A 22,288-nucleotide genomic window follows, 5' to 3' on the forward strand; every position below is an offset into this window, starting at 1 on the left:
GCACCACGCGAGGCTACATAAGCCGGCTTTCCCGTGAGACAATGCCCGCCCCGGCGCGGCCCACCGGTCCTAGATCCCACACCGGTGGTCCGTGTGAGCCCTCTGAGCTCTCTCGATAGGCTGTACCTTCATCGTTCTTCCCGTCGGCTCCGGAGTCCCTACGTGCCTTGCTGTCTGGCCGGTCGGAGAAGCCGTCGGAGAGGCGGCCCGCCCGCTTTCCCGCGTCATCCGGACGCTGACGGACAATTCCGCGCGCGGCCAGGACCCGCGTTGCCCGCGTTCGGACCTCGGGCCGCCCTGGTCGGTGCTCCGACCGCGCCGGATGACTTCTCTCACCGGCCTGCCGCCGGGATGGTCGGTGCTACGTCGGTCGTGTCCTCGACGCCATCCGTCCGGACCGTGTCCGTGGTGGCCGCCCCTGCTGGGAGCAGGCGGTGACGGGCCCGCTGCCCGCGCCCGTGCGGGAGTACGTCATCGAGCTCGCCGCGCAGACACTCGCCGATCTGCCCGAGTCCGACGTGCCGCCGTCGCTCGTCGCGGTGCGCCGGTTCAAGGCGTCCCGGCGGGCGAAGGCGGGCGCGATCCCGCTGGCCGCCGCCGTCGACAACGAGGTGTTCCGTGGCCGCGTCGCCGAATGGATCCGCCGGCACCAGCCGGAGCTGGCCGAGGCCGCCGATTCCGCCGGTGGGCTCCCGCCGGCCGCCCCGCCGGAGAAGGTCGCCGCGGTGGCCTACCTGCTGCGCGTCCCGCACTGGCCCGAGCTGGTCGAGCTGGCCTCGGCCTCGGCCGCGGAGGCGGAGGTCCGCGGTCGGGCCGACGAGGCCGAACGGACGATCCGCCGGCTCACCGAGCAGCTCGCCGCGAACCAGCGCAGCGCCGCCGGTGAGCTGGGGCAGTTGCGCGAGCGCCTCGCGGCGGCCCGCGCCGAGGCGGAGGAGACCCGGCGGCGGCTGCGGGCGTCCTCGGAGCAGATCCGCCGGGCCGAGCAGGCCGCGCGGGAGTCGGTGGTCGCGGCCGAGACGGCGCGCGACGCGGCACTCGCCGCCGGTCGTGACGCCGAGGTCGAGGTGCGCCGGCTGCGTGGCCGGGTCGCCGAACTGGAGAGCGCCCTGGCCGCCGCGCGCCGGGACTCTCGCGACTCCCGCAGCGTGGACGACGCCCGCATGCGCGTCCTGCTCGACACGCTCATCGCCTCGGCCCACGGCGTGCGCCGCGAGCTCGACCTGCCGACGATGGTCGCCCGGCCGGCGGACCTGCTCGCCCGCGGCGGCGACGGGCCGAGCAGCGCGCCGCAGGCGTTCGTCGGGGCCCGGGGGCGGCCCGACGACGATCCGACCCTCATCGACGAGGTGCTCGCCGTGCCCGGCGTGCATCTGATCATCGACGGGTACAACGTGACCAAGCGCGGCTACGGCCGGCTCACCCTGCAGGCGCAGCGGGAACGGTTGCTGTCCGGGCTCGGCGCGCTCGCCGGGCGCAACCCGGACAGCGAGGTCACGGTTGTCTTCGACGCGACCGCGGTCGTCGCCCGCCCGGTCGGCGTCACGATGCCCCGGGGGGTTCGGGTGCTGTTCAGCCGTCCCGGCCAGCTCGCCGACGAGGAGATCGTCCGGCTGGTCCGGATGGAGCCCCAGGGCCGGCCGGTCTTCGTCGTCACCTCCGACCGGGAGGTGGCGGAGAACAGCGCCGCGGCCGGCGCCCGGGCGGTGCCGTCGGCGGCCCTGCTGGCGCGGCTCGACCGTTAGACGGGTAGGTCGACGGATCTCGGCCGCTCGCCACTCGAGTTTCCGGCATCGCCGAGCGTCGCATCCTCCTGTGGGCAGGTGGGCAGGTGGGCAGGTGGGCAGGCGGGCAGGCGGGCAGGCGGGTGGCGGAGGCGCCGGAGGTTGATGCCGGTGTGTGGGCGCGCAACCGCCACCAGGCTCCTGCCTTTTCGAAGGATGAGGCGTCCGGGCACCCGGGCGTGAACCGGACCGCCGTCCAGCCGTCCGTGGCATAGGCGCCGCACGCTGACCAGCCGGCCGCCGAAAATTGTCGGACCCGGGTCCTACCGTCGGTCACGTCGGGACATCGGTGCGCGGGTTGTGCCGCCACCGGCCGGACCTCGGGAAGGTGAGTGCCATGCTGATCGACTGCGATTCCTGCACCGGCCGCGGCCCCCGGTGCGCGGACTGTGTGATCACCGCCATGTTCGGGGAGGCGGACGGGGGCATGGCGTGGGATGTGCAGGAGCGCCGCGCGCTTGCTGTGCTGGCGGCCGCGGGACTGCTGCCGCCGCTGGAGGAGCTGGCCGGTTCGGTGCTCGACCGGGTGCCCCGCGGTGCCGCCGCGCACGGTGCGGCCCGTCCGCCGCGCCGTGCCGGCTGAGCAGCCCGCCGTGTCGAGTCGCGGCCTGGCGGGGCCCCGCGCCGCGCGGCGGCTCGGCCTGGCGCTGCTCCTCGCCCTGCTGCTCCTCGCCCCGCTGCTGCGCGGGCGGGTGCGGGGCGCCAGCCGGGCGGTGACCGCCGGTCGGCGTGGGAGAGCATGGGCGGATGCGCGTTCTGGCCGTCACCAACGACTTTCCGCCGCGTCCGGGCGGCATCCAGGCCTACGTGCACAACTTCGCGGCCCGGCTGCCGGCCGGCGAGATCGTCGTCTACGCCCCGTCGTGGGAGGGCGCCGCGGCGTTCGACGCCGCGCAGGGTTTCCCGGTCGTGCGCCACCGGACCTCGCTCATGCTGCCGACTCCGGACGTCCTGCGGCGGGCTCGCCAGATCGCCCGGGCGGAGGGCTGCGACACGGTGTGGTTCGGCGCGGCCGCCCCGCTCGCGTTGTTGGGCTCACGGCTGCGCCGGGACACGGCGGTGCGCCGCGTCGTGGCGAGCACCCACGGGCACGAGGTCGGCTGGGCGGCGCTGCCGGCCGCGCGCCAGTTGCTGCGCCGCATCGGCGCGACCGCGGACGTCGTCACCTACCTCACCGACTACACCCGGACGAGGATCGGGCCCGCGCTCGGCGCCCACCCGGCGCTCGCCCGCCTGCCCAGCGGTGTCGACGCGACGCTGTTCGGCCCGGGCGCCGGGCGGGAGGAGACCCGCCGCCGATACGGGCTGTCCGGACGGCGGGTGGTGGTGTGCGTGAGCCGGCTTGTCGCCCGCAAGGGGCAGGACATGCTCGTGCGTGCCCTGCCGGCGCTGCGGCGCCGGGTGCCGGAGGCGGCGCTGCTCGTCGTCGGTGGCGGTCCGCACCGCGCGGACCTCGAACGGCTTGCCCGGGACAGCGGCGTGGCCGAGCACGTCACGTTCACCGGTTCGGTGCCGTGGGAGGAGCTGCCCGCGCACTACGCGGCCGGCGACGTGTTCGCGATGCCGTGCCGGTCCCGGCTCGGGGGGCTGGAGGTGGAGGGGCTCGGGATCGTCTACCTGGAGGCATCGGCCACCGGTCTGCCGGTGGTAGCCGGGAACAGCGGTGGCGCCCCTGACGCGGTGCTCGACCAGCGCACCGGTTTCGTCGTCGACGGGACCGACCTCGGCGCGGTGGAGCGAGCCGTCGGGGACCTGCTCGCCGACCCGGACCGGGCCGCGTCGATGGGCGCCGCCGGGCGGGCGTGGGTCGAGCAGCGCTGGCGCTGGGACGTGCTCGCCGCCGAGCTGCGCTCGCTGCTCGGCGGCCAACCCGGCCCGGCCTGACAACCCGGGGCCGGCCCGGTGGCCTCAGTAGCCGCCCGGTGCCTCAGGGGCGGCGCGCGCCGGCGTAGAGGTCCTCGACGGAGCTGCCGAAGCGGTCCATCACCAGCGAGCGGCGGACCTTCAGGCTCGGGGTCAGCTCTCCGGTCTCGACGGTGAAGTCCCGCGGCAGGATCACGAACTTCTTGATGCCCTCGGCCTGCGACACCGTCGCGTTCGCCGCGTCGATCGCCTGCTGCACCTCGGCGCGCAGGTCGACGTCGTCGACGAGGTCCGCGACGCTCGCCTCGGCCGGCTTTCCGGCGCCGTCGCGCCAGTGCTCGAACCCCTCCGGGTCGATGGTGACCAGCGCGGCGATGAACGGGCGCTGGTCGCCGATGAGCATCGCCTGGCTGATCAGTGGGTGGGACTGGATCACGTGCTCCAGCGGGGCCGGCGCGACGTTCTTACCGCCGGCGGTCACCAGCAGTTCCTTCTTCCGGCCGGTGATCCGCAGGTAGCCCTCGTCGTCGAGTGAGCCGAGGTCGCCCGTGTGCAGGAAGCCCTCGGCGTCGAGAGCCTCCTTCGTCGCGGTCTCGTTGTGGTGGTAAGCGCGGAACAACAGGTCGCCCCGGATGAGGATCTCCCCGTCGTCGGCGATCCGGATCGTCACCCCCGGAAGGGGCTGCCCGACGGTGCCCATCCGCACCGAGTGCGGGCGGTTCGCCGCCGCCGGCGCCGAGGTCTCCGTCAGGCCGTAGCCCTCCACCACGGTGAAGCCGATGCCGCGGAAGAAATGGCCGAGCCGTGGGCCCAGCGGTGCCCCGCCGCTGATCGCGTACCGGGCCCGCCCCCCCAGCGCCGCCTGCAGCTTGCCGTACACCAGCGCGGCGAACAGCCGGTGCCGCAGCCGCAGCAGCAGCCCGGGGCCACCGCGGTCGAGGGCCTCGCTGTAGGCCACGGCGGTGTTCTCGGCCGCGTCGAAGATGCGGCCCTTGCCCTCGTTGTGCGCCTTGAGCCGCGCGCCGGCGTGCACCTTCTCGAAGACCCGGGGAACGGCGAGCAGGAAGCTGGGCCGCACCTTGGCCAGGTCCGGCAGCAGGGTGCGCGAGTCCGGGGTGTAGGCGAGCTCGAAGGCCCCCTGCACCAGGCCCACCTGCAGCATCCGGGCGAACACGTGGGCCAGCGGCAGGAACAGCAGCGTGGAGCAGCCCGGCGCGAACACCTCCGGCAGCATGGCGATGGACGACTCGGCGGTGAACAGCAACGCCCGGTGGGTGATCTCGCAGCCCTTCGGCTGCGCCGTGGTGCCGGAGGTGTAGATGATCGTCGCGAGACTGTCGGCACCGAGGGGCGCGCGCGCCGCGGCCAGCCGGTCCTCGTCGACGCCGGCGCCGTCGGCGGCGAGGGTGGCCAGCGCGCCGTCGGAGAGGACGAGCACGTCGCGCAGGGCCGGCGCCTCGCCGCGGACCTGCTCGACCCGCGCGGCGAGCTCGGCGTTCTCGACGACGAGCAGTTCGATCCCCGCATCCCGGAGGATCCATTCGATCTGGCTCGGGCTGGACGTCTCGTAGATGGGCACGCAGACGGCGCCGGCCGCCCAGGCGGCGTAGTCGACCACGGTCCACTCGAAGCGGGTGTGGCTGAGGATCCCCACCCGGCCGCCGGTTTCCACCCCGCGCGCGATGAGTCCCCGGGCGGTGGCCACCACGTGGTCGTGGAACTCGCGGGTCGTCATCCCGACAAACTCTTCGGCGACCTTGTGGCGAATGAGAATTTTGTCCGGATGGGCGGCGGCGTGCCGGAACACGGCGTCCGTCAGCGTCGCATTGTCCTCGATGGTGACCAGGGGCGCAGAGGTGTACTCCCGCACTGCTACTCCTACCAGGTGCTCTCGTGCGTCCTACCGGATGCCCTCGGGCGCCCGCCGGATGACGAGGCCGCCGAACGGCGGATGACCGTTCAGGGCACCAGACGTTAGCGGGCGGGCCGGATGCTGGCGACTGTGCGGACGACGATGGGCGGGGCGCGACCCGTCCGCATACGGATGGTGGCTGCTCGCGACGGGGCGCCGCCCGCCCACGGCCCGGGTGTCGCACGGCACCACGGTGCCGGTCGACCGACCTGTCCGGACCGGGCCGGATGTCCCTCGCCGCCGCCTAAGCTTCCTGGTATGCGGGTCCACGTGGTGAGCGACGTGCACGGACGGGCGGACGCGCTGCCCGCCGCCGCCGAGGGGGCCGACGTCTTCATCTGCCTCGGTGACCTCATCCTGTTCATCGACTATCGCGATCACAGCCGGGGGATCATGGGTGATCTGTTCGGCGCCGAGGCCGTCGGCCGCATGGTGGAGCTGCGCACCGCGCAGCGCTTCGACGAGGCACGGGAGTGGTCGCGCTCGCTGTGGGCACGTCTCGACGGCGACCGAGCCGAGATCGTCGAGGCCGCGATCCGCCGGCAGTACGAGCGGCTGTTCGCCGCCTTCCCCACCCCGACCTACCTGACGTTCGGCAACGTCGACCTGCCCCACCTCTACCCCGACTACCTGCGCGACGGCATCACCCTGTTGGACGGGCAGACCACAACGATCGGCGGCTGGCGGTTCGGCTTCGTCGGCGGCGGGCTGCGGACGCCGATGCACACGCCGTACGAGATCGACGACGACGTCTACGCCGCGAAGGTGGCCGCCGTCGGCGAGGTGGACGTTCTGTGCTGCCACATTCCTCCGCATCTGCCGGAGCTGGTCTATGACGTCCAGGCTCGGCGCTTCGAGCGGGGCAGCGTCGCGATCCTCGAGGCGATTCACGCCACCCGGCCGCGCTACGTGCTCTTCGGGCACGTTCATCAGCCCCTCACCGCCAGCCTGGAGATCGACGGAACGCGTTGCGTGAACGTCGGTCATTTCAACGCCCGAGGTACCCCGTTCGTCCTCGAGTGGTAGCCAGCCGCTCTGCGAGATGTGGCCCAGGTTCCGGTAGCCTCAGGCGATCGGTCGGGGAATGATCCGGGATCCCGGAGAGATCCGGGTTGCCGGTGGGCCGGCGACGCCGTGCTCCTTCAGACGTGCTTGACAAATGTGGAGGTGCTGCTCTCCATGGCGGACCACGCCCGATCGACCATCGTCATCAATGCCAGGCCCGCCGCGGTGATGGGGGCGATCGCCGACATCCCCGCGTACCCGACCTGGGTCGGCCAGATCGAGGAGGCCGAGGTGCTCGACGTCGGCCCGGACGGCCGGCCCCGGCGCGCCCGCTTCCGGATCAACGCCGTCGTCGTCAAGGACGAGTTCGTCAACGAGTACGTCTGGTCCGACGACGTCCAGGTCACCTGGTCCATGGTCGAGGGGCAGGCGATGTCGTCGCAGGACGGCAGCTACACCCTGCGCGACCTCGGTGACGGTACCACCGAGGTCACCTACGACCTCACCGCCGAAACCAAGATCAAAATTCCGGGACTGCTCCGGCGGAAAGTACAGAGCGGCATCGTGGATGCCGCTCTCAAGGACCTCAAGAAGCACGTCGAGAGCTGAGCGCACGTGCGGTGTGTGCTCTTCACCGGGAAGGGCGGCGCCGGCACCACGACGGTGGCGGCGGCGACCGCGATCCTTGCCGCGCAACGGGGTCATCGCACCCTGGTCCTGTCCGTCGACCCGGCGGCCGGGCTCGCCGGCGCGCTTGACCACCCCGTCGGCGCCGACCCGACCGACCTCGAACCCGGGCTGACCGGCCAGCAGGTCGACCTGCGCCGCGCCGTCGGCACGCGCTGGCCGGCCGTGCGCGAGGTGCTGGCCGGCACCTGGCCGTCCTTCGACGTCGATCCGGTCGAGCTCGAGGAGCTGGCCTTCCTGCCGGGTGCCATCGAGACGCTGACCCTGCTCGAGCTGCGTGACGGGCTGGCCAGCGCCGACCACGACGTCGTCATCGTCGACGGTGGCCCGGTCGCCGGTCTGCTGCGGCTGCTCGCCTTCCCGGAGACGCTGTCGTGGTACTGCCGGCGGCTGCTGCCGCCCGACGGCGCGTTCGCCCGCTGGCTGCGGCCCGGCTTCGGGTGGGCGGGCGCGTTCGGCGGCCGGTGGGGAAACCTCGCCGCACCCGCCTACGACACCGTCTCCCGCGTGCACCGCGCCGCCGTGGACCTGCGGGCGATCCTCACCGATCACGCGGCCACCAGCATCCGGCTGGTGCTCACCCCGGAGAGCGGGGCGCTGGCCGCGGCGCGCAGCAGTCTCACCGCGCTGTCGCTGCACGGCTTCACCCTCGACGGCGTGGTCGTCAACCGGATCTTCTCGCCGGCCGGGGCGGACGCCTGGCGGGCCGGCTGGGCCGCCGCCCACCGCGAGGCGCTCGCCGAGATCACCGGGGCGTTCGCGCCGACCCCGATCCTCCCGGTGGCCTACCGGGCCGGCGAGCCGGTCGGCCTGGAGGAGCTCGCGGCCTTCGGCGCGGCGACCTACGGCGAGCTCGACCCGGCGGGCGTCCTCGGTGCCTCGCCGACCGGGGCCGGCGAGCAGCCGCGGGTCGAGCGCACCGACGACGGGTACGCGCTGTCGTTCGGGCTTCCGTTCGTCGACGGCTCCCAGATCGACCTGGCCCGGCTGGGTGACGATCTGATCATCACCGTCGGGGCGTTCCGCCGGGCGGTCCCGCTGCCCGCGGCGCTGCGCCGCTGCGACGTCAGCGCCGCCCGGCTGCGCGGCGATCGGCTGGTGGTCTCGTTCGTGCCCGATCCTGACCAGTGGGTGCGGGCATGACGTCCGTCCCGGCCGACCCGCCCCCCGACGGTCCCACCCCCAGCAGCGGTTCCACCCCCAGCAGCGGTTCCACCCCGCGTGGCGCCGCCGGCCTGAGCGGCGGTCCTGGTCAGAGCGGCGATGCCGGTACGCGCTCGGCGGAGCGGCCACCGCCGCCCGGCCCGCTCGCGGTCGAGGCGGCCCTGCTCGTCGATGCCCTGCGGGGCCTGGCCGGCACCGAGTCGGGTGGCCGCCTATGGGAAGCCGTTGCCGACGTCGCCGGTGGTGTCGGGGCCGCGGCCGGCGGGCTCGGCGTCGGTGGTGCCGGGGCGGGTGGTGGCAGGGCCGGCGGTGGCAGGGCCGGTGGTGGCGGGGCCGACGCGGGCGCGCCGGCCGACGCCGGTGTTCCGGCCGGTCCGGCCGGTGCGGCCGGCGGTGCGGTCTGCGCGGGCCACGGGCGGCCCTGCACGTCGTGCCCGCTGTGCCGACTGCTGGCGATGTTCGCCGGGGATCGGCCCGAGGTGGTCCGCCACCTGCTGACCGCCGCGGAATCACTGGCGGCGGCCTTCCGCGTGGCCCTCGAGGCCTACTCCGGCAGCGCCTACTCCGGCGGCGCTCGCCCCGGCACAGCTCACGCCCGTACAGCTCGCGCCGGTGACGCCCGCGACGAGACCGCCGCCCCCGCGTCCCCGGGCGCGGGGCGCACAACCCACCAGAACCCGCGGCCGGGGGCCGCCGCGGGCACCCGTTCCGCCCCAGCGCCCAGACCACGCGTCCAGAGGATCGATGTCACGTGAGCACCATTGTTTCCGGCAGCTCGGATCGTCCCGGTAACTCGGATCGTCCCGGCACCCCGGACACCTCCTCAGCCCGTCCCACGGGCTCGGACGCCCCGCTCAGCCCCCTCCCGCCCGCCGTCGCGGACACGTCGGTCGACGACGATCGGCGCACCGCGGGCCTGACGATCGGCGTGGACGTCGGTGGGACGAAGGTCGCCGCCGGCGTCGTCGACGGCGCCGGCACCGTCCTCGCGTCAGTTCGGCGGCCGACTCCCGGTCATTCGGCGTCCGAGGTCGCGGACACCATCGCCGCCGTGGTCGCGGAGCTCAGCGCCGACTACGAGGTGAAGGCGGTCGGCATCGGCGCGGCCGGCTGGATCGACGCGAACCGCTCGCGGGTCCTGTTCGCCCCGAACCTCGCCTGGCGGGACGAGCCGCTGCGCGACGAGGTAAGCGGCCGCGTCGGGCTGCCCGTCGTCGTCGAGAACGACGCCAACGCGATGGCCTGGGCCGAGTACCGGTTCGGAGCCGGCCGTGGCCGCCGTGATCTGGTCTGCCTCACCGTGGGCACGGGCATCGGCAGCGGCATCGTCCTCGGTGGCGAGCTTTACCGCGGCGCGTTCGGCATCGGCGCGGAGACCGGCCACATGCGGATGGTGCCCGACGGCCACCTGTGCGGGTGCGGCAACCACGGTTGCTGGGAGCAGTACNCCAGCGGCCGGGCGCTGGTTCGCGCTGCCCGTCAGATCGCGGCGCTGGATCCGTCCGCCGCCGCCGCGATGCTGGAGGCGTGCGGCGGTGACGCCGAGCGGCTGACCGGCCCGGACGTCACCGAGGCGGCCCGCAAGGGCGACCCGGCGGCGATCCGCTGCCTGACCGAGATCGGCCAATGGCTCGGCGAGGGCATGGCGAGCCTGACCGCCGTGCTTGACCCGGACCGATTCGTCATCGGCGGCGGGGTCTCCGACTCCGGCGAGCTGCTGCTCGGCCCAGCCCGGGAGCGGTTCGCCCAGACGGTGCCCGGCCGCGCGCATCGGCCCCGGGCCGAGGTGGTCATCGCCGAGCTCGGCTCCCAGGCCGGTCTGGTCGGCGCCGCCGACCTCGCCCGGATCTGAGCAGCCCGGATCTGCGCAGAGCCCGGATCTGCGCAGCCCGGTTCAGATGCCAGAGCCGCCCGGCCCCGGTCGGGCCGGGCGGAAGTCCGGCACCAGCTCGACGGCGAGCTCCTCCAGGAACAGGCCCGTGTCGGCGACGACCCCGACGGCGTGCGCGCTGGTGCGTTCCGTGAGGGCGTGCACCGTCGTCGGGTTCACGTCGACGCAGGCGACCGGGATCGACGCCGGCAGGATGTTGCCGGTGGCCACGGAGTGCTGGGCGCTGGCAACCATCAGCGCGTAGCCGACCCCGCGTAGCGCCGCGCGCATCGCCCGCTGCCCCTCGATCACGTCGGTGTGGACGTCGGGCAGCGGGCCGTCGTCGCGCACGGAGCCGACGAGCACGAAGGTCTTGTTCGCCTTCACCATCGCGTGCATGATGCCCTGGGAGAGGACGCCGGACTCCACCGCGGCCCGGATCGAGCCCTCGCGGCGGATCGCGTTGATCGCACGGATGTGCTGTTCGCTGCCGCGCTGCACCCGGCCGCTGCGCAGCGGTCCGAGGCCGAGCGGGGAGCCGTAGAGCGCCGCCTCCACATCCAACGTCGCCAGCGCGTTCCCGGTGAACAGGACGTCGACGTAGCCGGCCTCGACCAGGGCGACGAGCGCGGGTGCGGCGCCGGTGCTGACGACCGTCTGCCCGGCCACCCACAGGACCTGGGCGCCCTCGGCCTTGACCTCGCGGACCTGGCGGGCGATCGCCTTCACCAGGACCGCCTGCGGCTGGGTGGAGCTCGGCAGCGGTGCGCCGAGCGCCTCGTACTCGGCGTAGATCCGGCTGGAGTGGTCGGTGACCGGCAGGACGACCTTCACCCCGTCCACCCCGCAGACAATCATGTCGCCGGCGCGGACGTCCGTCACCGGTACGGTGCGCACCCGCCCGCCGGAGACGACCAGGCCGCAGTCCATCTCGGGGTGTTCCACCGGGACCCACTGGCCGTCGAGATGGACGACGGTCTCCAGGTTCGTGGTCGAGTAGAAGTCCGGCGGGAAGGCGCCGTCGCGGTCCGCGGCCTCGCAGCGCGCCGTGCCCGCCTCGACCTTGTTCACGCCGTGGACCTGGATCCGCATGAGGATGCGCATGAGCCGCCGCGGCGAATCGGCGCCGACGGTGACGACCGCGTGGGACTCGTCATCGTGGCTGCGCCCCAGGTCGATGTGATCCACCCGGTAGTCGCCGCCGTAGTCCAGTACGTCGTCGAGCACCCGGGCCAGTACACCGGTGTCCATGAGGTGCCCGTGCACCTCGACTTTCTCGTGGTAACGCACGCCCAACGCCTTCCCTTCGGTGCCAGTACGACGGCTGCCACGCCGACGTCGTCCTCAGGCCCGATGCCACGCACCGACCCTGCCTTCCCTCCGGTGTGCCCCGGGGTGTGACCGTTCCCGGGATCCGGCCGGGGCACGAGAACGTCCGGAGGGCGCGCGCCCCGACCGCGCGGCCACGCACCGACGCAGGCCGCACCGCCGGTACGCCGCCGCAGGTTCATCGCGGCGGCTCACGCCCCGGACCGTCGCGGTCAGATCACCGCGCCGTCGTCGGGGCCGTCGAAATCGGTGGGCGGTCGGTCACCCATGCGGGCGACGAGGGTGCCGACCCCACCGAGGATCAGCAGCACGCCGGTGACATCCTGCGCGCGGGACTGGTTGAAGCCGATCAGGGTCGGCACGACGAGGAACACCACCCCGAGGGCGATCGAGCCCAGCGCCCAGCGGGTCACCGGCCGGATCCGGGGCAGGGGCGGCGCCGGCGGCGGCACGTAGTGATCGTCCTGCGGGTCCGCCGGGGCGTCCGCCGATCCGCCGAGGTCGATCACGACGAAGTCGGCCGGGTCGGCGCCGCGCCCGCCGCCGATGCCGGGCGGATTCAGCCCCGGGGGCGGCGCATCGTCCAGGCCGGGATCGGTGCGATCGTCCGGCGCGGGTGGAACACCGGGCTCGAACGGCGGACGCAGGATGATCACGGTGGGGCGACGGGTGTCGCCGAGGTCCTCCGCCGCCGGCCACCGCCGGGTCTCCGGCTCGTCGTCGAAGCGCGCGATGAGATCGAGGAAGGCCGCGTCGTCGGCCTCCTGGGAACGGGGCGTCGACCGCGCGGCGGGCTCTTCGGGCCGGGGCCCGGGCGGTTCCCCGTCGGCCGAACCGGCCGGGCCGCGCTCGGCGGCGACACCCCCGTCCGCCTCCGGCTTCCCCAGGGCGCCGGCCGCGGCGTCCGGTCGCCCGGTCGAGGACGGCAGACCTGGCGGGTGAGGCGACGCCGGCGGGTGGATCGAGGCCGGCGGGTGGATCGAGGCTGGCGGGGCGGCCGAGGACGGCGGCCCGGTCGGGCTGGGGTCCTCGGGGGTCGCCGCAGCGGCGCCGGCGGGTCCGGAATGCCCCTCGCCCGCGGCATTCCCGGCCACGCCGGATGCCTCGCCGCCCGCGGGCGTGCCTGCATTCCCGGCCACGCCGGATTCGGCCGGCAGGGCGGCGCCGCACCCGGTGGGTGACACACCAGCTCCCGCCGCCGCCCCGCGGTCCGCCACCGGACGGTCGGGCTCCGCCGCGCCCGCCGCGGACGGCCGGGGCTCGCCCTGGCCCGGCGCCGGCGGAGGCTCAGCCATCGTCGCGGGGGGTGTCGGGCACGAGCGCGCGCGCCGCGTGCCGCTGGACGAAGTCCAGACTGCCTTTGAAGATCGTTTCCTTGTCGTTGTCGAGGGTTGCCACGTGCCAACTGTCCGGCAGCAGCCGTTCCTCGATCGGCGCGCGCACCCCGGCCAGCAGGATCGCCCCCGAGCTCGGCTCCACCACGTGGTCGACGACGCTTCGGTACGCGAGCACCGGACAGTCGATCCGCCCGAGGTCGCCGCGGGTGACCCCCCACAGCTTGCGCAGCGAGGCGAACGCGAGCAGCGGCACCCGGTCGTAACCGACCTCGGGCACGCCGGTGGCCTTCACGTCGCCGGCAACGCCGCGCACGGCTGGGATGAACCGCCCGAGCAGTGGGGCGAGCGCGGCGTGCCACCGCTCGGTCGACAGGCTCGCGTTCACCGTGACCACGCCGGCGATGTCGGAGCCGTGCTCCTCGGCCAGCCGCAGCGTCAGCNTCCCGCCCATCGACAGGCCCATGACGAACACCTGCTCACAGTCCGCCCGCAGGCGCAGGAACGCGCCCTGCACGGTGGCGTACCAGTCCGGCCAGGTGGTCGGGACCATGTCCTGCCAGCGGGTGCCGTGACCCGGCAGCAGCGGGCAGGAGACGGTCAGCCCGGCGGCGGCGAGGGACTCGCCCCAGGGCCGCATGCTGCCCGGAGAACCGGTGAACCCGTGGACCAGCAGGACGCCCACCGGGCCACCCGTGAACTCGAACGGTTCGGCACCAGGTAGGACGGCTGTGCCGGTGGAGCCCGCCATCNTGATCCGCCCTTCGTGCCCTGGGCCCGCCCGCTTGCCACGTCGCGGGCGGCGTGAAAGGAAAGCGCCGGTAAACGTATGCTCGCACGGTCCGCGGGTTGAGGCCACGGTCGTACGTATCTCACGGTCGTGCGGACGCCGTCGGAACGCCAGGAGCCCGCAGGGACCGAGAACGCCCCGGCTGGGATGATATAGGTGCGGGCCTGTCCGCGCGCGTCTCGCGAGTCCGGTGCCATCGGCGCCGAGCCGGGAGGGGTGGGCACCACCTGGGCCGCGCGAGCGTTAGATGGACGTGATGATGGCCGATCCCCAGGCTTGCGGGCGGCTCCCCTACGTCGGCGACCATGGCCGGGCCGCGTCCGCCGCCCGGCTCGCGTACCGTCGCAGTCCGCGAGCTGCGGAGCGCCGCCGTGCCCCACCTGGCGCGCGGTGGGATGCTCGGGTCTGGTGTGATCGGCGTCGGCGGATGGAGACGGGCGGCCCGGCCACGGCCGCCCCCGGCGGGCGTCGTCTGACGGCGGTGACCAGGTGGGAGCTGTCTTGTTCTACTGGGTGCTCAAGGCGGTCCTGACGCCGATCCTTCGGGTGTTCTGGCGTCCGTGGGTGGAGGGAGCCGAGAACATTCCTGTGCAGGGTCCCGCGATCCTCGCCGGAAACCACCTCTCCTTTCTGGATCACTTCTTCCTGCCGGTGGTGATCCCGCGTCGGGTGACCTTCCTGGCCAAGAGCGACTACTTCACCGAGGCCGGCGTCAAGGGCTGGTTCAAGCGCGTGTTCTTCAGCGGCGCCGGCCAGATCCCGATCGACCGCAGCGGCGGTAAGGCGAGCGAGGGCGCCCTGCGCTCCGGCGTGCGCGTCCTGCGCCAGGGCCGGCTGATCGGCATCTACCCGGAGGGGACCCGCTCACCCGACGGCCGCCTCTACCGCGGCAAGATCGGCGTCGCCCGGATGGCCCTGGAGGCCGGCGTGCCGGTGATCCCGGTCGCGATGATCGGCACGTTCGAGGTGCAGCCGCCCGGTCAGCTCGTGCCGAAGATCCGCCGGATCGGGATGCGGGTCGGTCGGCCCCTCGACTTCTCCCGCTACGCCGACATGGCGGATGACCGGTTCGTGCTGCGGTCGATCACCGACCAGATCATGTACGAACTGATGGCCCTGTCGGGCCAGGAGTACGTGGACATGTACGCCAAGCGGGCCAAGGAGGAGATTGCCGCCGCCCGCGCCGCTGGCACCTCGGTGCCGGGTGGACGGTCGGCACCGGCACCGGCGGCGGGGTCGGCACCGGCGGTGGGGACGGCACCGGCGGTGGGGACGGCACCGGCGGCGATGCAGATACCGGCGGCGGCTGGACACGTGCCGGCGGCGGGGACGGTGCCGGGAGTCCCCTCGGGGCCGGCCGCGGTGGCGGGCGAACGCCCGGCCAGGCCCGTGGCCGCGTCGGCTCCTCCGCGAGGCTCCGACGACCACGTCGACCGGGCGGTCTGACCCGGCTGCAAGCAACACGGCAGGATGGTCGCGTGCGTGGCGATTTCGGTCCTTTGTCGGCGGCGGTTGCTCGGTCGGCCGGCATGCGTCGGCGGCGGTGCGTTCCGGGTCCGCGGCCGGGTCGTGGTCGTCGCACCGGCGCGGCCGACGCGCGCCATGGCTCCCGCCGGGCCGCCACGCTGCTGCTCGCGCTCGGTGCGCTCGCCGGCTGCCTCGTCGCGGTCGGCCCGGCCGCGCTCGCCGCGCCCACACCGTCGGCCGCGGTCACCGCGTTCCCGACGGCACCGGGTCCCGCGGGTCTCGCCGCCGCCCCCGCCGATGGCCCCGCCCCCGCCGATGGCCCCGCCCCCGCCGGCACCATCGGCCGCTCCGGGTCCTACCTGACCGACAGCGAGCACCGGGCGGTCGTCATCCGCGGGATGACGGTGCCGGCCGGAGTCACCCCGACCGCCGCCGACCTCGACACCTGGATCGGCTATGGCTTCAGCGGCGTGCGCCTCGCGGTGCCGGTGGCCGCGGGCGGCCGCTTCCCGGTCACCGCCGGCTGGCCGGTGCCCGATGCCGTCGCGCGCGCCGCGTCCGATCCCGGGCTCGGTCAGGTCGCGGGCCTGGCCCGCACGTTCACCGGCCGCGGGATGCGAGTCGTGCTGCGGCTCGTCCCGGCTGTCCGGGGCCAGGTGCTGTCGAACGCGACGCTCGCCACCGGCCTCGGCCGGCTGGCGACCCGGTTCCGCGGCGAGCCGGGCCTGATCGGCTACGAGGTCCCCGCCGCCGCGGGCGCCGGGCCGGCGCTGACCGACGCCGTCACGGCGCAGGACCCCCGCCACCTGCTGTGGCGGGACCGCCCGGCGCCGTTCGACGCCGCCGCCAGCGTCGCCGTCAACGACCCGACCGGCTACCTGATCGGGTGGAAGGACGGCTCGCCCGCGGCGGTGCGCGGCCTGGTGTCGGCCGCGGACGCGTTCGGGCTGAGCTGGTTCTACGACGCGCCCAGCGGCACGGGCGGGACGGTCGGCACCGACCCGCCGCAAGCCCTGGGTGGCGGCCCGCTCCCGGCCGCCCCGGCGGAGATCGTCCGTCCGTACCCGGTGGCCGTCGCGGGAACGCCCGAGTCGCTGCGGTTCGACGACGCGCGGGTCCTCACGGTCACCTACCGGACCGCCGCGCCCGCCGGGAGCTCCCTCGCGCCCGGCACGGCGACGGCCATCAGCGTGCCGGCGTGGTCCTACCCGCAGGGCTATCAGGTCCAGGTCGTCGGCGCGCGGGTGACCTCGGCACCGGGCGCGGGCCTGCTGTGCGTCGTGGCCGAGCCCGGGGCGGCCCGGGTCGACGTCCGGGTCTCCCCAGCCACCGCCGGCCCGCAGGTGAGCGCGCCCGCGGCCGCGGGCGCGAGCGGCTGTGTCCCCTCGTCGAGACCCGCGGCGGGGTCGGCGGGGTCGGGCGCCCCCACGGCCGCCGACCGCCGCGACGACGACTACTCCGGACCGCTGCTGTGGGTGCTGCCACTCGTCGGGGCAGCCGGCGCGGCGGCGCCGCTCGCGTTCGTGCTGCGGCCGTGGCGCCGGCGCTCGGGTCGCTCGGGCCGCTCCGGCTGGTCGGCGCCGGACTCGGCGTCGCCGGACCCCCGTCCCGCGCCGGCCGACCCGGCGGACTGGCAGCCGGCGGTGGCCCCGGGGCAGGCGTCGGTTCCCGCCGATCCGGCCGGCAGAGGAGACTGAGCCGGTGGGCACCCGATTCTTCTACGACACCGAGTTCATCGAGCGCCGCGAGGCCGATCATCTCTGGCTGGATCTGGTCAGCATCGGCATCGTCAGCGAGGACGGCGCGCAGCGCTACTACGCCGTGTCCACCGAGTTCGACCCGGCCTTCGCGGTGCCGTGGGTCCGCCGCAACGTCCTCGACCAGCTACCGCCGCCCGCCGATCCGGCGTGGCGATCCCGGGCGCGGATCCGCGAGGAGATCGCCGCGCTGCTGACCGCCGACGGCACGCCGGAGTTGTGGGCCTGGTACGGCGCCTACGACCACGTGGTGCTCTGCCAGCTTTTCGGGACGATGACCGACCTGCCCGCGCAGTTGCCGCGGTTCACCCGGGACCTGCGCCAGCTCTGGGAGGACGTCGGCCGCCCGCCGCTGCCGCCGCCGCCGGCCAACGCTCACGACGCCCTCGCCGACGCCGTGCACAACCAGGCTCGCTGGGAGGTCCTCGCCCCGCTGCGGGCCCGCGTCGTCGCCGCTCCGCCCGCTCGGCGCTGACGCCCCACCGCGGGCTCGTCGCGAAGACATCGTCTCTTCTGCGCGATCGAGTCGCCACGCCCAGTGACCGAACTTGCTGCCTGTGTGCGGACCTGCCGCTACGCTGCCCCCGGCGGGGCCTGCGCACTCGACAGGAGGATTCGCGATGAGGATCGGCGTACTGACCGGTGGCGGCGACTGCCCCGGGCTCAACGCGGTGATCAGGGCCGTCGTCCGCAAGGGCGAGGGCGTCTACGGGCACAGTTTCGTGGGGTACCGGGACGGCTGGCGCGGGCCACTGACCGGTGACACCGTGCCGCTCGACACCGCCGCCGTGCGTGGCATCCTGCCGCGCGGCGGGACCATCCTCGGGTCGAGCCGCACGAACCCCTACGCCGCCGTGGACGGGCCGTCGCTGGTCCGCGAGAACCTGGCCGCCGCCGAGATCGACGCGCTCATCGCGATCGGCGGGGAGGACACCCTTGGCGTGGCCGCCCAGCTCCACGCCGAGGGTCTGCCTGTGGTCGGGGTTCCCAAGACCATTGACAACGACCTGTCCGCCACCGACTACACCTTCGGCTTCGACACCGCCGTCAACATCGCCACCGAGGCGATCGACCGCCTCCACACCACCGCGGAAAGCCACCACCGCGTGCTCATCCTCGAGGTGATGGGGCGCCACGCCGGCTGGATCGCCCTGCACAGCGGCATGGCCGGCGGCGCGAACGTCATCCTCATCCCGGAACGGCCGTTCGACTTCGACAAGGTCTGCGCCTTCGTCGAGGCCCGCTTCGCCACCCACTACTCCCCGATCATCGTCGCCGCGGAGGGCGCCACCCCGATCGCCGGCACCCTGGTCACGAGGGAGGGTGAGCTCGACGCCTTCGGTCACGTCCGCCTGCAGGGCATCGCGCAGGTGCTCGAGACCGAGATCCGCGGCCGGACCGGCCGCGACGCCCGCGCCACCGTGCTGGGCCATCTCCAGCGCGGCGGCACGCCGACCGCGTTCGACCGCTGGCTCGCGACGCGCTTCGGCCTGCACGCCGTCGACGCTGTGCACGAGGGCGACTTCGGGGTGATGGTCGCCCTGCACGGGACCCGCATCGACCGCGTGCCGCTGGCGGAGGCGACCCGTGAGCTCAAGACGGTGCCCGAGGAGCTCTACAACGAGGCGGAGATCTTCTTCGGCTGAGCGGTACGTCCGGACCGTCGACGGGTACGGAACGTCGTCGGGACATCGACCGAGCATGTCGACCGTTGGCCGGCGCACACGGCGGTACCCTGGTGCCTCGTGAGCGCATTGGATGTCTGGCGGACCCTCCCGGCCAAGCAGCAGCCGTCGTGGCNCGACCTCGAGGAACTGCAGGNCGCCTACAACCAGCTTGCGGCCCTTCCCCCGTTGGTCACGGCCCCGGAGGTGCGTTCGCTCACCGAGCGCCTCGCGATGGTTGCCCGGGGCGAGGCCTTCCTGCTCCAGGGCGGTGACTGCGCCGAGACCTTCGCGGCGAACACCGCCAACAAGATCCGCGACAAGGTCAAGACGCTGCTGCAGATGGCGGTCGTGCTCACCTACGGCGCAAGCACGCCGGTGGTGAAGGTCGCGCGCATCGCCGGCCAGTACGCCAAGCCGCGCTCGGCCGACATCGAGTCGAGCACCGGCCTGCCGTCCTACCGCGGCGACGCCGTCAACGACATCGCGGCCACGGCCGCGGCCCGCCGGCCGGATCCGATGCGCATGGTCGCCTCCTACCACCAGAGCGCAATAACGCTGAACCTCGTCCGGGCGTTCGCCACCGGCGGGTTCGCGGACCTGTCGAAGGTCCACGAGTGGAACAAGGCGTTCGTGCGCGACTCGGCGGCCGGCCGGCGCTACGAGGTGATGGCGACGAACATCGAGCGCGCCCTCGCCTTCATGGCGGCCTGTGGCATCGACCTCGGCAGCGCGGCGCTGACCGGGGTGGAGCTGTTCACCAGCCACGAGGGCCTCCTGCTGGAGTACGAACGAGCCCTCACCCGGGTGGAGGACGCCACCGGCAACCCGTACGACCTGTCCGCCCACATGATCTGGATCGGGGAGCGGACCCGGGACCTCGACGGCGCCCACGTCGACCTGCTGTCCCGGGTCGGCAACCCGATCGCCTGCAAGGTCGGGCCAAAGGCCAGCCCGGACGAGGTTCTCGAGCTCGCCGAGCGGCTCAACCCGCAGCACGTTCCCGGCCGGCTGACTCTGATCACCCGGATGGGCGCGGGCAAGATCCGGGACGCCCTCCCGCCGATCATCGAGAAGGTCAACGCCGCCGGCCCTCCGGTCGTCTGGTCCTGCGACCCCATGCACGGCAACACCCGCGACGTCGGCGGCGTCAAGACCCGCCACTTCGACGACGTGCTCGACGAGGTCTTCGGCTTCTTCGAGGTGCACAAGGCCCTGGGCACCCACCCGGGCGGTCTGCACATCGAGCTGACCGGCGAGAACGTCACCGAGTGCCTCGGCGGCGCAGAGCTGATCGGCGAGGAGGATCTCGGCGGCCGTTACGAGACCGCCTGCGACCCGCGCCTGAACACCGGGCAGGCACTCGAGCTGGCCTTCCTCGTCGCCGAGATGCTCCAGCACGCGCGGGGCGAGCGGGCCGCCGCGATGCAGGAGCTCCCCATCGCCTAGCCGGACCGGACCTCACACAGTCCTGCTCCTCGCACGCGCGACCGGCACCCGGATCTCACCGGCAGACGGTTGCCAGCCTGCCCCCGGACGCGTCCGCACGCAACCGCGGGCGCACCGTTCAGCCGGCGGGGGCGAGCCCGTAGTCCGTGGCAGCGCCCGTCGGGGTGCCGGTTGTCGGGGTGCCGGCCGCCGGGGCGGTTCCGTTCGCGGCGCCCGTCGTGCCGCCGCCGTCGCCGGCAGGCTCACCCCCCGCGCCGCTGGACGTCACGCCGCTGGGCAGGGCCCCCACCCGCGCCCCGTCCGCCCCAAGAACGGGAGTCGGGGCTCCCGCGCCGCCCGTCGCGGTCGCCGTGCCGGCCGTTCCGGCCCGGTCGCCCGTGCCCGGCTGGCTGTTGCTGCCTGCCCGGTTCGTGCTGCCTGCCCGGTTCGTGCTGCGCGGCTGGCTCGTGCTGCCTGCCTGGCTGGGGATCGCGGCCGGGCGGCCGGCGGTGCCCGCCGGCGCGAGGGCATCCGGTGTGCGTGGAGCCCCGGCCGCGGAGGTCGTGGAGGATGCGTCCGGCGGCACGGCCGGGGCCACGGCGTTTGGCTGCCCTGGCGCGGCGGGCGTCGGACCCGGCGCGACCGGCTCGGCAGCCCGGTCCACCCCGGTCGAACCGTGCGTCGCCTCCTGCGCCGGGCCGCTGATCGGGCTGCTGGCTGACGTCGGCGCAGTGATCGGATCGGTGTCGCTCGGGGAGACCGGCGTGCTCGGCATGGCGGTCGGCGGGAGCCCCTGCGAGGCAGTGGTCGGCGCCGCCGTGGGCGCGGCGCTCGCGGGATGCGCCGCGGTGGCGGCCGTTGGCCGCGGGAGACGGGGGCCGAGGGCCCTGCGAAACCCGTCGATGAGGTCGAGCGCCGCCCGGGTGGCATCGGTCGTGCCGGGGGGAAGGGCGGCGAGGACGGGTGTCAGTCGGTCGGACTGCTCGGTCGTGAAGGCGTTCATCGTCGCCCAGGCGTCGGCGTTCCCGGCGGTGGCCCGGGCGAGCAGCACCCGCGAGCCGGCCCGGGCCTGGGCGCACCAGGCCCGCAGCAGGCTGTTGACCATGCCGGCATCCGCGTGACGGCCGAGTGAGGCGGGGGCCGGCGCCGAGGCTGTCGGGGCGGCTGCTGTGGCCGAGGCGGCTGCCGTGCCCGGCGCCGCGGCGGGCACGACGGGTGGGAGGGGCCGGGCGGGCAGGAGGGGAAGGCCCGTCCCGGCGGTGCGCGGCGAGCCGAGCGGATCTCCCAGATGCGACGGGTCCGCAGGGCCTGACGGCTGGTCGGCGGCGCCTGCGGGACCGGCGGCTGCCGCGGACGTCCGCAATGTCGACGACGGCGTGCCGGCCCCGGTCTCGGCCCGCGAGGAGGCCTCAGGTACGGCAGCCAGGCCGCCCGCGGCGCCCGCGGCGCCCGCGACGCCCGCGGCGGGTGCGATCAGCGGGGGTATGCCGGCAGCGGCGGGCTGGCCGAGTGCGGTGGGCGCCGGCGGCCGGACCTCGGCAGCCGCCTCGGTGCCGCCGGTGCCGATGTTGGCGGCGCTGCCGGTGTCGGTGTTGGCGCGGCCGATGGGGGCGCCCTCGCCGAGGGTGATCGTGCGTAGCTCGTTCATGCGGGTGCCGGCCACGTCGAGTCGGGTCTTCGCCCTGGCGACCGGATCGCGCACCAGCGATACCTGGAGGTTCTCGACCCGCCGTTTGACGCTGTAGAGCGTCTCACCGGGCAGAGCGTCCTGCGCGCTGACGGCGAGACCGGCCAGGGCCACCGCGCCGGCGAGGGAGACGGCCAGCAGCGGACGGGCGGCGCGCAGGACCCGGCCTCGCCGCGCCGGGGCCGGACGCACCCGCCGCCCGGTGTTGCCCGAGCCGCGCGCCGCGGTGCTGGTCTGGTCGGTGAGAGAGGCGAGCAGGTGGGAGCGCACGGCGTCACGGCGGACCGGATTCATCCGGGGGGTCGGGAGGTCACGCAGAGCCGCCGCCGCGTTCGCCAGGCGGATGTCGGAAGCGTCGGTCGGCGGGCGCCGGCCTTCCAGCAGCGCGGCGGCCCGCTCGGCGCGGGTCCGGCGCAGCCGCCACCACCGGGAACCGCATGACCCAGGCCCGGGTTGTTCCACCCCGGCGGAATCCCGGTCGCGGCCGCGCGCTGCCCTCACGTCCTCCCCCTGGGAGCGGTCGCGCGGCGGCGGTCTGGGAGCCGGC

Annotated in this window: 17 protein-coding genes and 3 pseudogenes; 14 read left to right on the forward strand and 6 right to left on the reverse strand. The window is 74.5% G+C overall.

Features of this window, described 5'->3' with window-relative positions:
* Positions 1–434 precede the first annotated feature (434 nt).
* The 3 genes from UK82_RS21630 to UK82_RS21640 all read left to right on the forward strand — a co-directional run bounded on the left by UK82_RS21630 (position 435) and on the right by UK82_RS21640 (position 3,668).
* Positions 435–1,745: an NYN domain-containing protein gene (locus UK82_RS21630; protein ID WP_044887255.1), complete on the forward strand. Its 1,311-nt coding sequence runs from the start codon at positions 435–437 to the stop codon at positions 1,743–1,745.
* Between the two features lie 376 nt (positions 1,746–2,121).
* Positions 2,122–2,367 carry a hypothetical protein gene (locus UK82_RS21635; RefSeq protein ID WP_044887254.1) on the forward strand — a complete coding sequence of 82 codons (246 nt, stop codon included), beginning with the start codon at positions 2,122–2,124 and terminating at the stop codon, positions 2,365–2,367.
* 164 nt (positions 2,368–2,531) lie between these two features.
* Positions 2,532–3,668 carry a glycosyltransferase family 4 protein gene (locus UK82_RS21640; protein ID WP_044887253.1) on the forward strand — a complete coding sequence of 379 codons (1,137 nt, stop codon included), beginning with the start codon at positions 2,532–2,534 and terminating at the stop codon, positions 3,666–3,668.
* A gap of 43 nt (positions 3,669–3,711) precedes the next feature.
* On the opposite strand, the gene UK82_RS21645 is transcribed toward UK82_RS21640, so the two are convergent.
* The gene (locus UK82_RS21645; protein WP_055408977.1) at positions 3,712–5,517 is read right to left on the reverse strand and encodes a long-chain fatty acid--CoA ligase; all 1,806 of its coding nucleotides are present in this window, start codon (positions 5,515–5,517) and stop codon (positions 3,712–3,714) included.
* 300 nt (positions 5,518–5,817) lie between these two features.
* Here UK82_RS21645 and UK82_RS21650 point away from each other — a divergent pair, with 300 nt between their 5' ends.
* The 6 genes and pseudogenes from UK82_RS21650 to UK82_RS39305 form a co-directional block, all read left to right on the forward strand.
* A complete protein-coding gene (locus UK82_RS21650) occupies positions 5,818–6,585 on the forward strand; it encodes a metallophosphoesterase (RefSeq protein ID WP_044887251.1) in 768 nt (255 codons plus the stop codon).
* Between the two features lie 153 nt (positions 6,586–6,738).
* Positions 6,739–7,173 carry an SRPBCC family protein gene (locus UK82_RS21655; RefSeq protein ID WP_009742916.1) on the forward strand — a complete coding sequence of 145 codons (435 nt, stop codon included), beginning with the start codon at positions 6,739–6,741 and terminating at the stop codon, positions 7,171–7,173.
* Between the two features lie 6 nt (positions 7,174–7,179).
* Positions 7,180–8,394 carry an ArsA family ATPase gene (locus UK82_RS21660; RefSeq protein ID WP_055408979.1) on the forward strand — a complete coding sequence of 405 codons (1,215 nt, stop codon included), beginning with the start codon at positions 7,180–7,182 and terminating at the stop codon, positions 8,392–8,394.
* The gene (locus UK82_RS33735) at positions 8,391–9,170 is read left to right on the forward strand and encodes a hypothetical protein (RefSeq protein WP_161849150.1); all 780 of its coding nucleotides are present in this window, start codon (positions 8,391–8,393) and stop codon (positions 9,168–9,170) included. Before UK82_RS21660 ends, UK82_RS33735 begins: the two co-directional genes overlap by 4 nt.
* 173 nt (positions 9,171–9,343) lie before the next feature.
* The coding region (locus tag UK82_RS39300) for an ROK family protein (RefSeq protein ID WP_396230612.1) at positions 9,344–9,862 on the forward strand (519 nt) is incomplete at its 3' end.
* A 1-nt stretch (position 9,863) separates the two neighbouring features.
* Positions 9,864–10,267 (forward strand): annotated as a pseudogene (locus UK82_RS39305) (ROK family protein); the annotation flags it as partial.
* 42 nt (positions 10,268–10,309) lie between these two features.
* Here UK82_RS39305 and UK82_RS21675 read toward each other — a convergent pair.
* The 4 genes and pseudogenes from UK82_RS21675 to UK82_RS39315 form a co-directional block, all read right to left on the reverse strand.
* A complete protein-coding gene (locus tag UK82_RS21675; protein ID WP_044887248.1) occupies positions 10,310–11,575 on the reverse strand; it encodes a hypothetical protein in 1,266 nt (421 codons plus the stop codon).
* 251 nt (positions 11,576–11,826) lie between these two features.
* On the reverse strand, positions 11,827–12,708 hold the full coding sequence (locus UK82_RS21680) for a hypothetical protein (protein WP_161849151.1): 882 nt from the start codon (positions 12,706–12,708) through the stop codon (positions 11,827–11,829).
* Positions 12,709–12,901: 193 nt separating this feature from the next.
* Positions 12,902–13,391: alpha/beta hydrolase (locus UK82_RS39310; RefSeq protein ID WP_396230608.1), on the reverse strand; the 490-nt coding region annotated here is incomplete at its 5' end.
* Between the two features lies 1 nt (position 13,392).
* Positions 13,393–13,699, reverse strand: a pseudogene (locus UK82_RS39315) (alpha/beta hydrolase); the annotation flags it as partial.
* 540 nt (positions 13,700–14,239) lie between these two features.
* Between UK82_RS39315 and UK82_RS21690 the strand changes: the two are divergent.
* The 5 genes and pseudogenes from UK82_RS21690 to UK82_RS21710 all read left to right on the forward strand — a co-directional run.
* The gene (locus UK82_RS21690; protein ID WP_055408987.1) at positions 14,240–15,184 is read left to right on the forward strand and encodes a 1-acyl-sn-glycerol-3-phosphate acyltransferase; all 945 of its coding nucleotides are present in this window, start codon (positions 14,240–14,242) and stop codon (positions 15,182–15,184) included.
* 32 nt (positions 15,185–15,216) lie between these two features.
* On the forward strand, positions 15,217–16,902 hold the full coding sequence (locus tag UK82_RS21695) for a hypothetical protein (RefSeq protein WP_236706259.1): 1,686 nt from the start codon (positions 15,217–15,219) through the stop codon (positions 16,900–16,902).
* Between the two features lie 4 nt (positions 16,903–16,906).
* A complete protein-coding gene (locus UK82_RS21700; protein WP_044887244.1) occupies positions 16,907–17,437 on the forward strand; it encodes a polyadenylate-specific 3'-exoribonuclease AS in 531 nt (176 codons plus the stop codon).
* Positions 17,438–17,582: 145 nt separating this feature from the next.
* A complete protein-coding gene (locus UK82_RS21705) occupies positions 17,583–18,608 on the forward strand; it encodes a 6-phosphofructokinase (protein WP_044887243.1) in 1,026 nt (341 codons plus the stop codon).
* A gap of 176 nt (positions 18,609–18,784) precedes the next feature.
* Positions 18,785–20,075 (forward strand): annotated as a pseudogene (locus tag UK82_RS21710) (class II 3-deoxy-7-phosphoheptulonate synthase); the annotation flags it as partial.
* 118 nt (positions 20,076–20,193) lie between these two features.
* On the opposite strand, the gene UK82_RS21715 reads toward UK82_RS21710, so the two are convergent.
* On the reverse strand, positions 20,194–22,242 hold the full coding sequence (locus UK82_RS21715) for a DUF5667 domain-containing protein (protein ID WP_152989972.1): 2,049 nt from the start codon (positions 22,240–22,242) through the stop codon (positions 20,194–20,196).
* Positions 22,243–22,288: the final 46 nt, after the last annotated feature.

Source organism: Frankia sp. ACN1ag (genome assembly GCF_001414035.1).
Lineage (GTDB): Bacteria > Actinomycetota > Actinomycetes > Frankiales > Frankiaceae > Frankia > Frankia torreyi.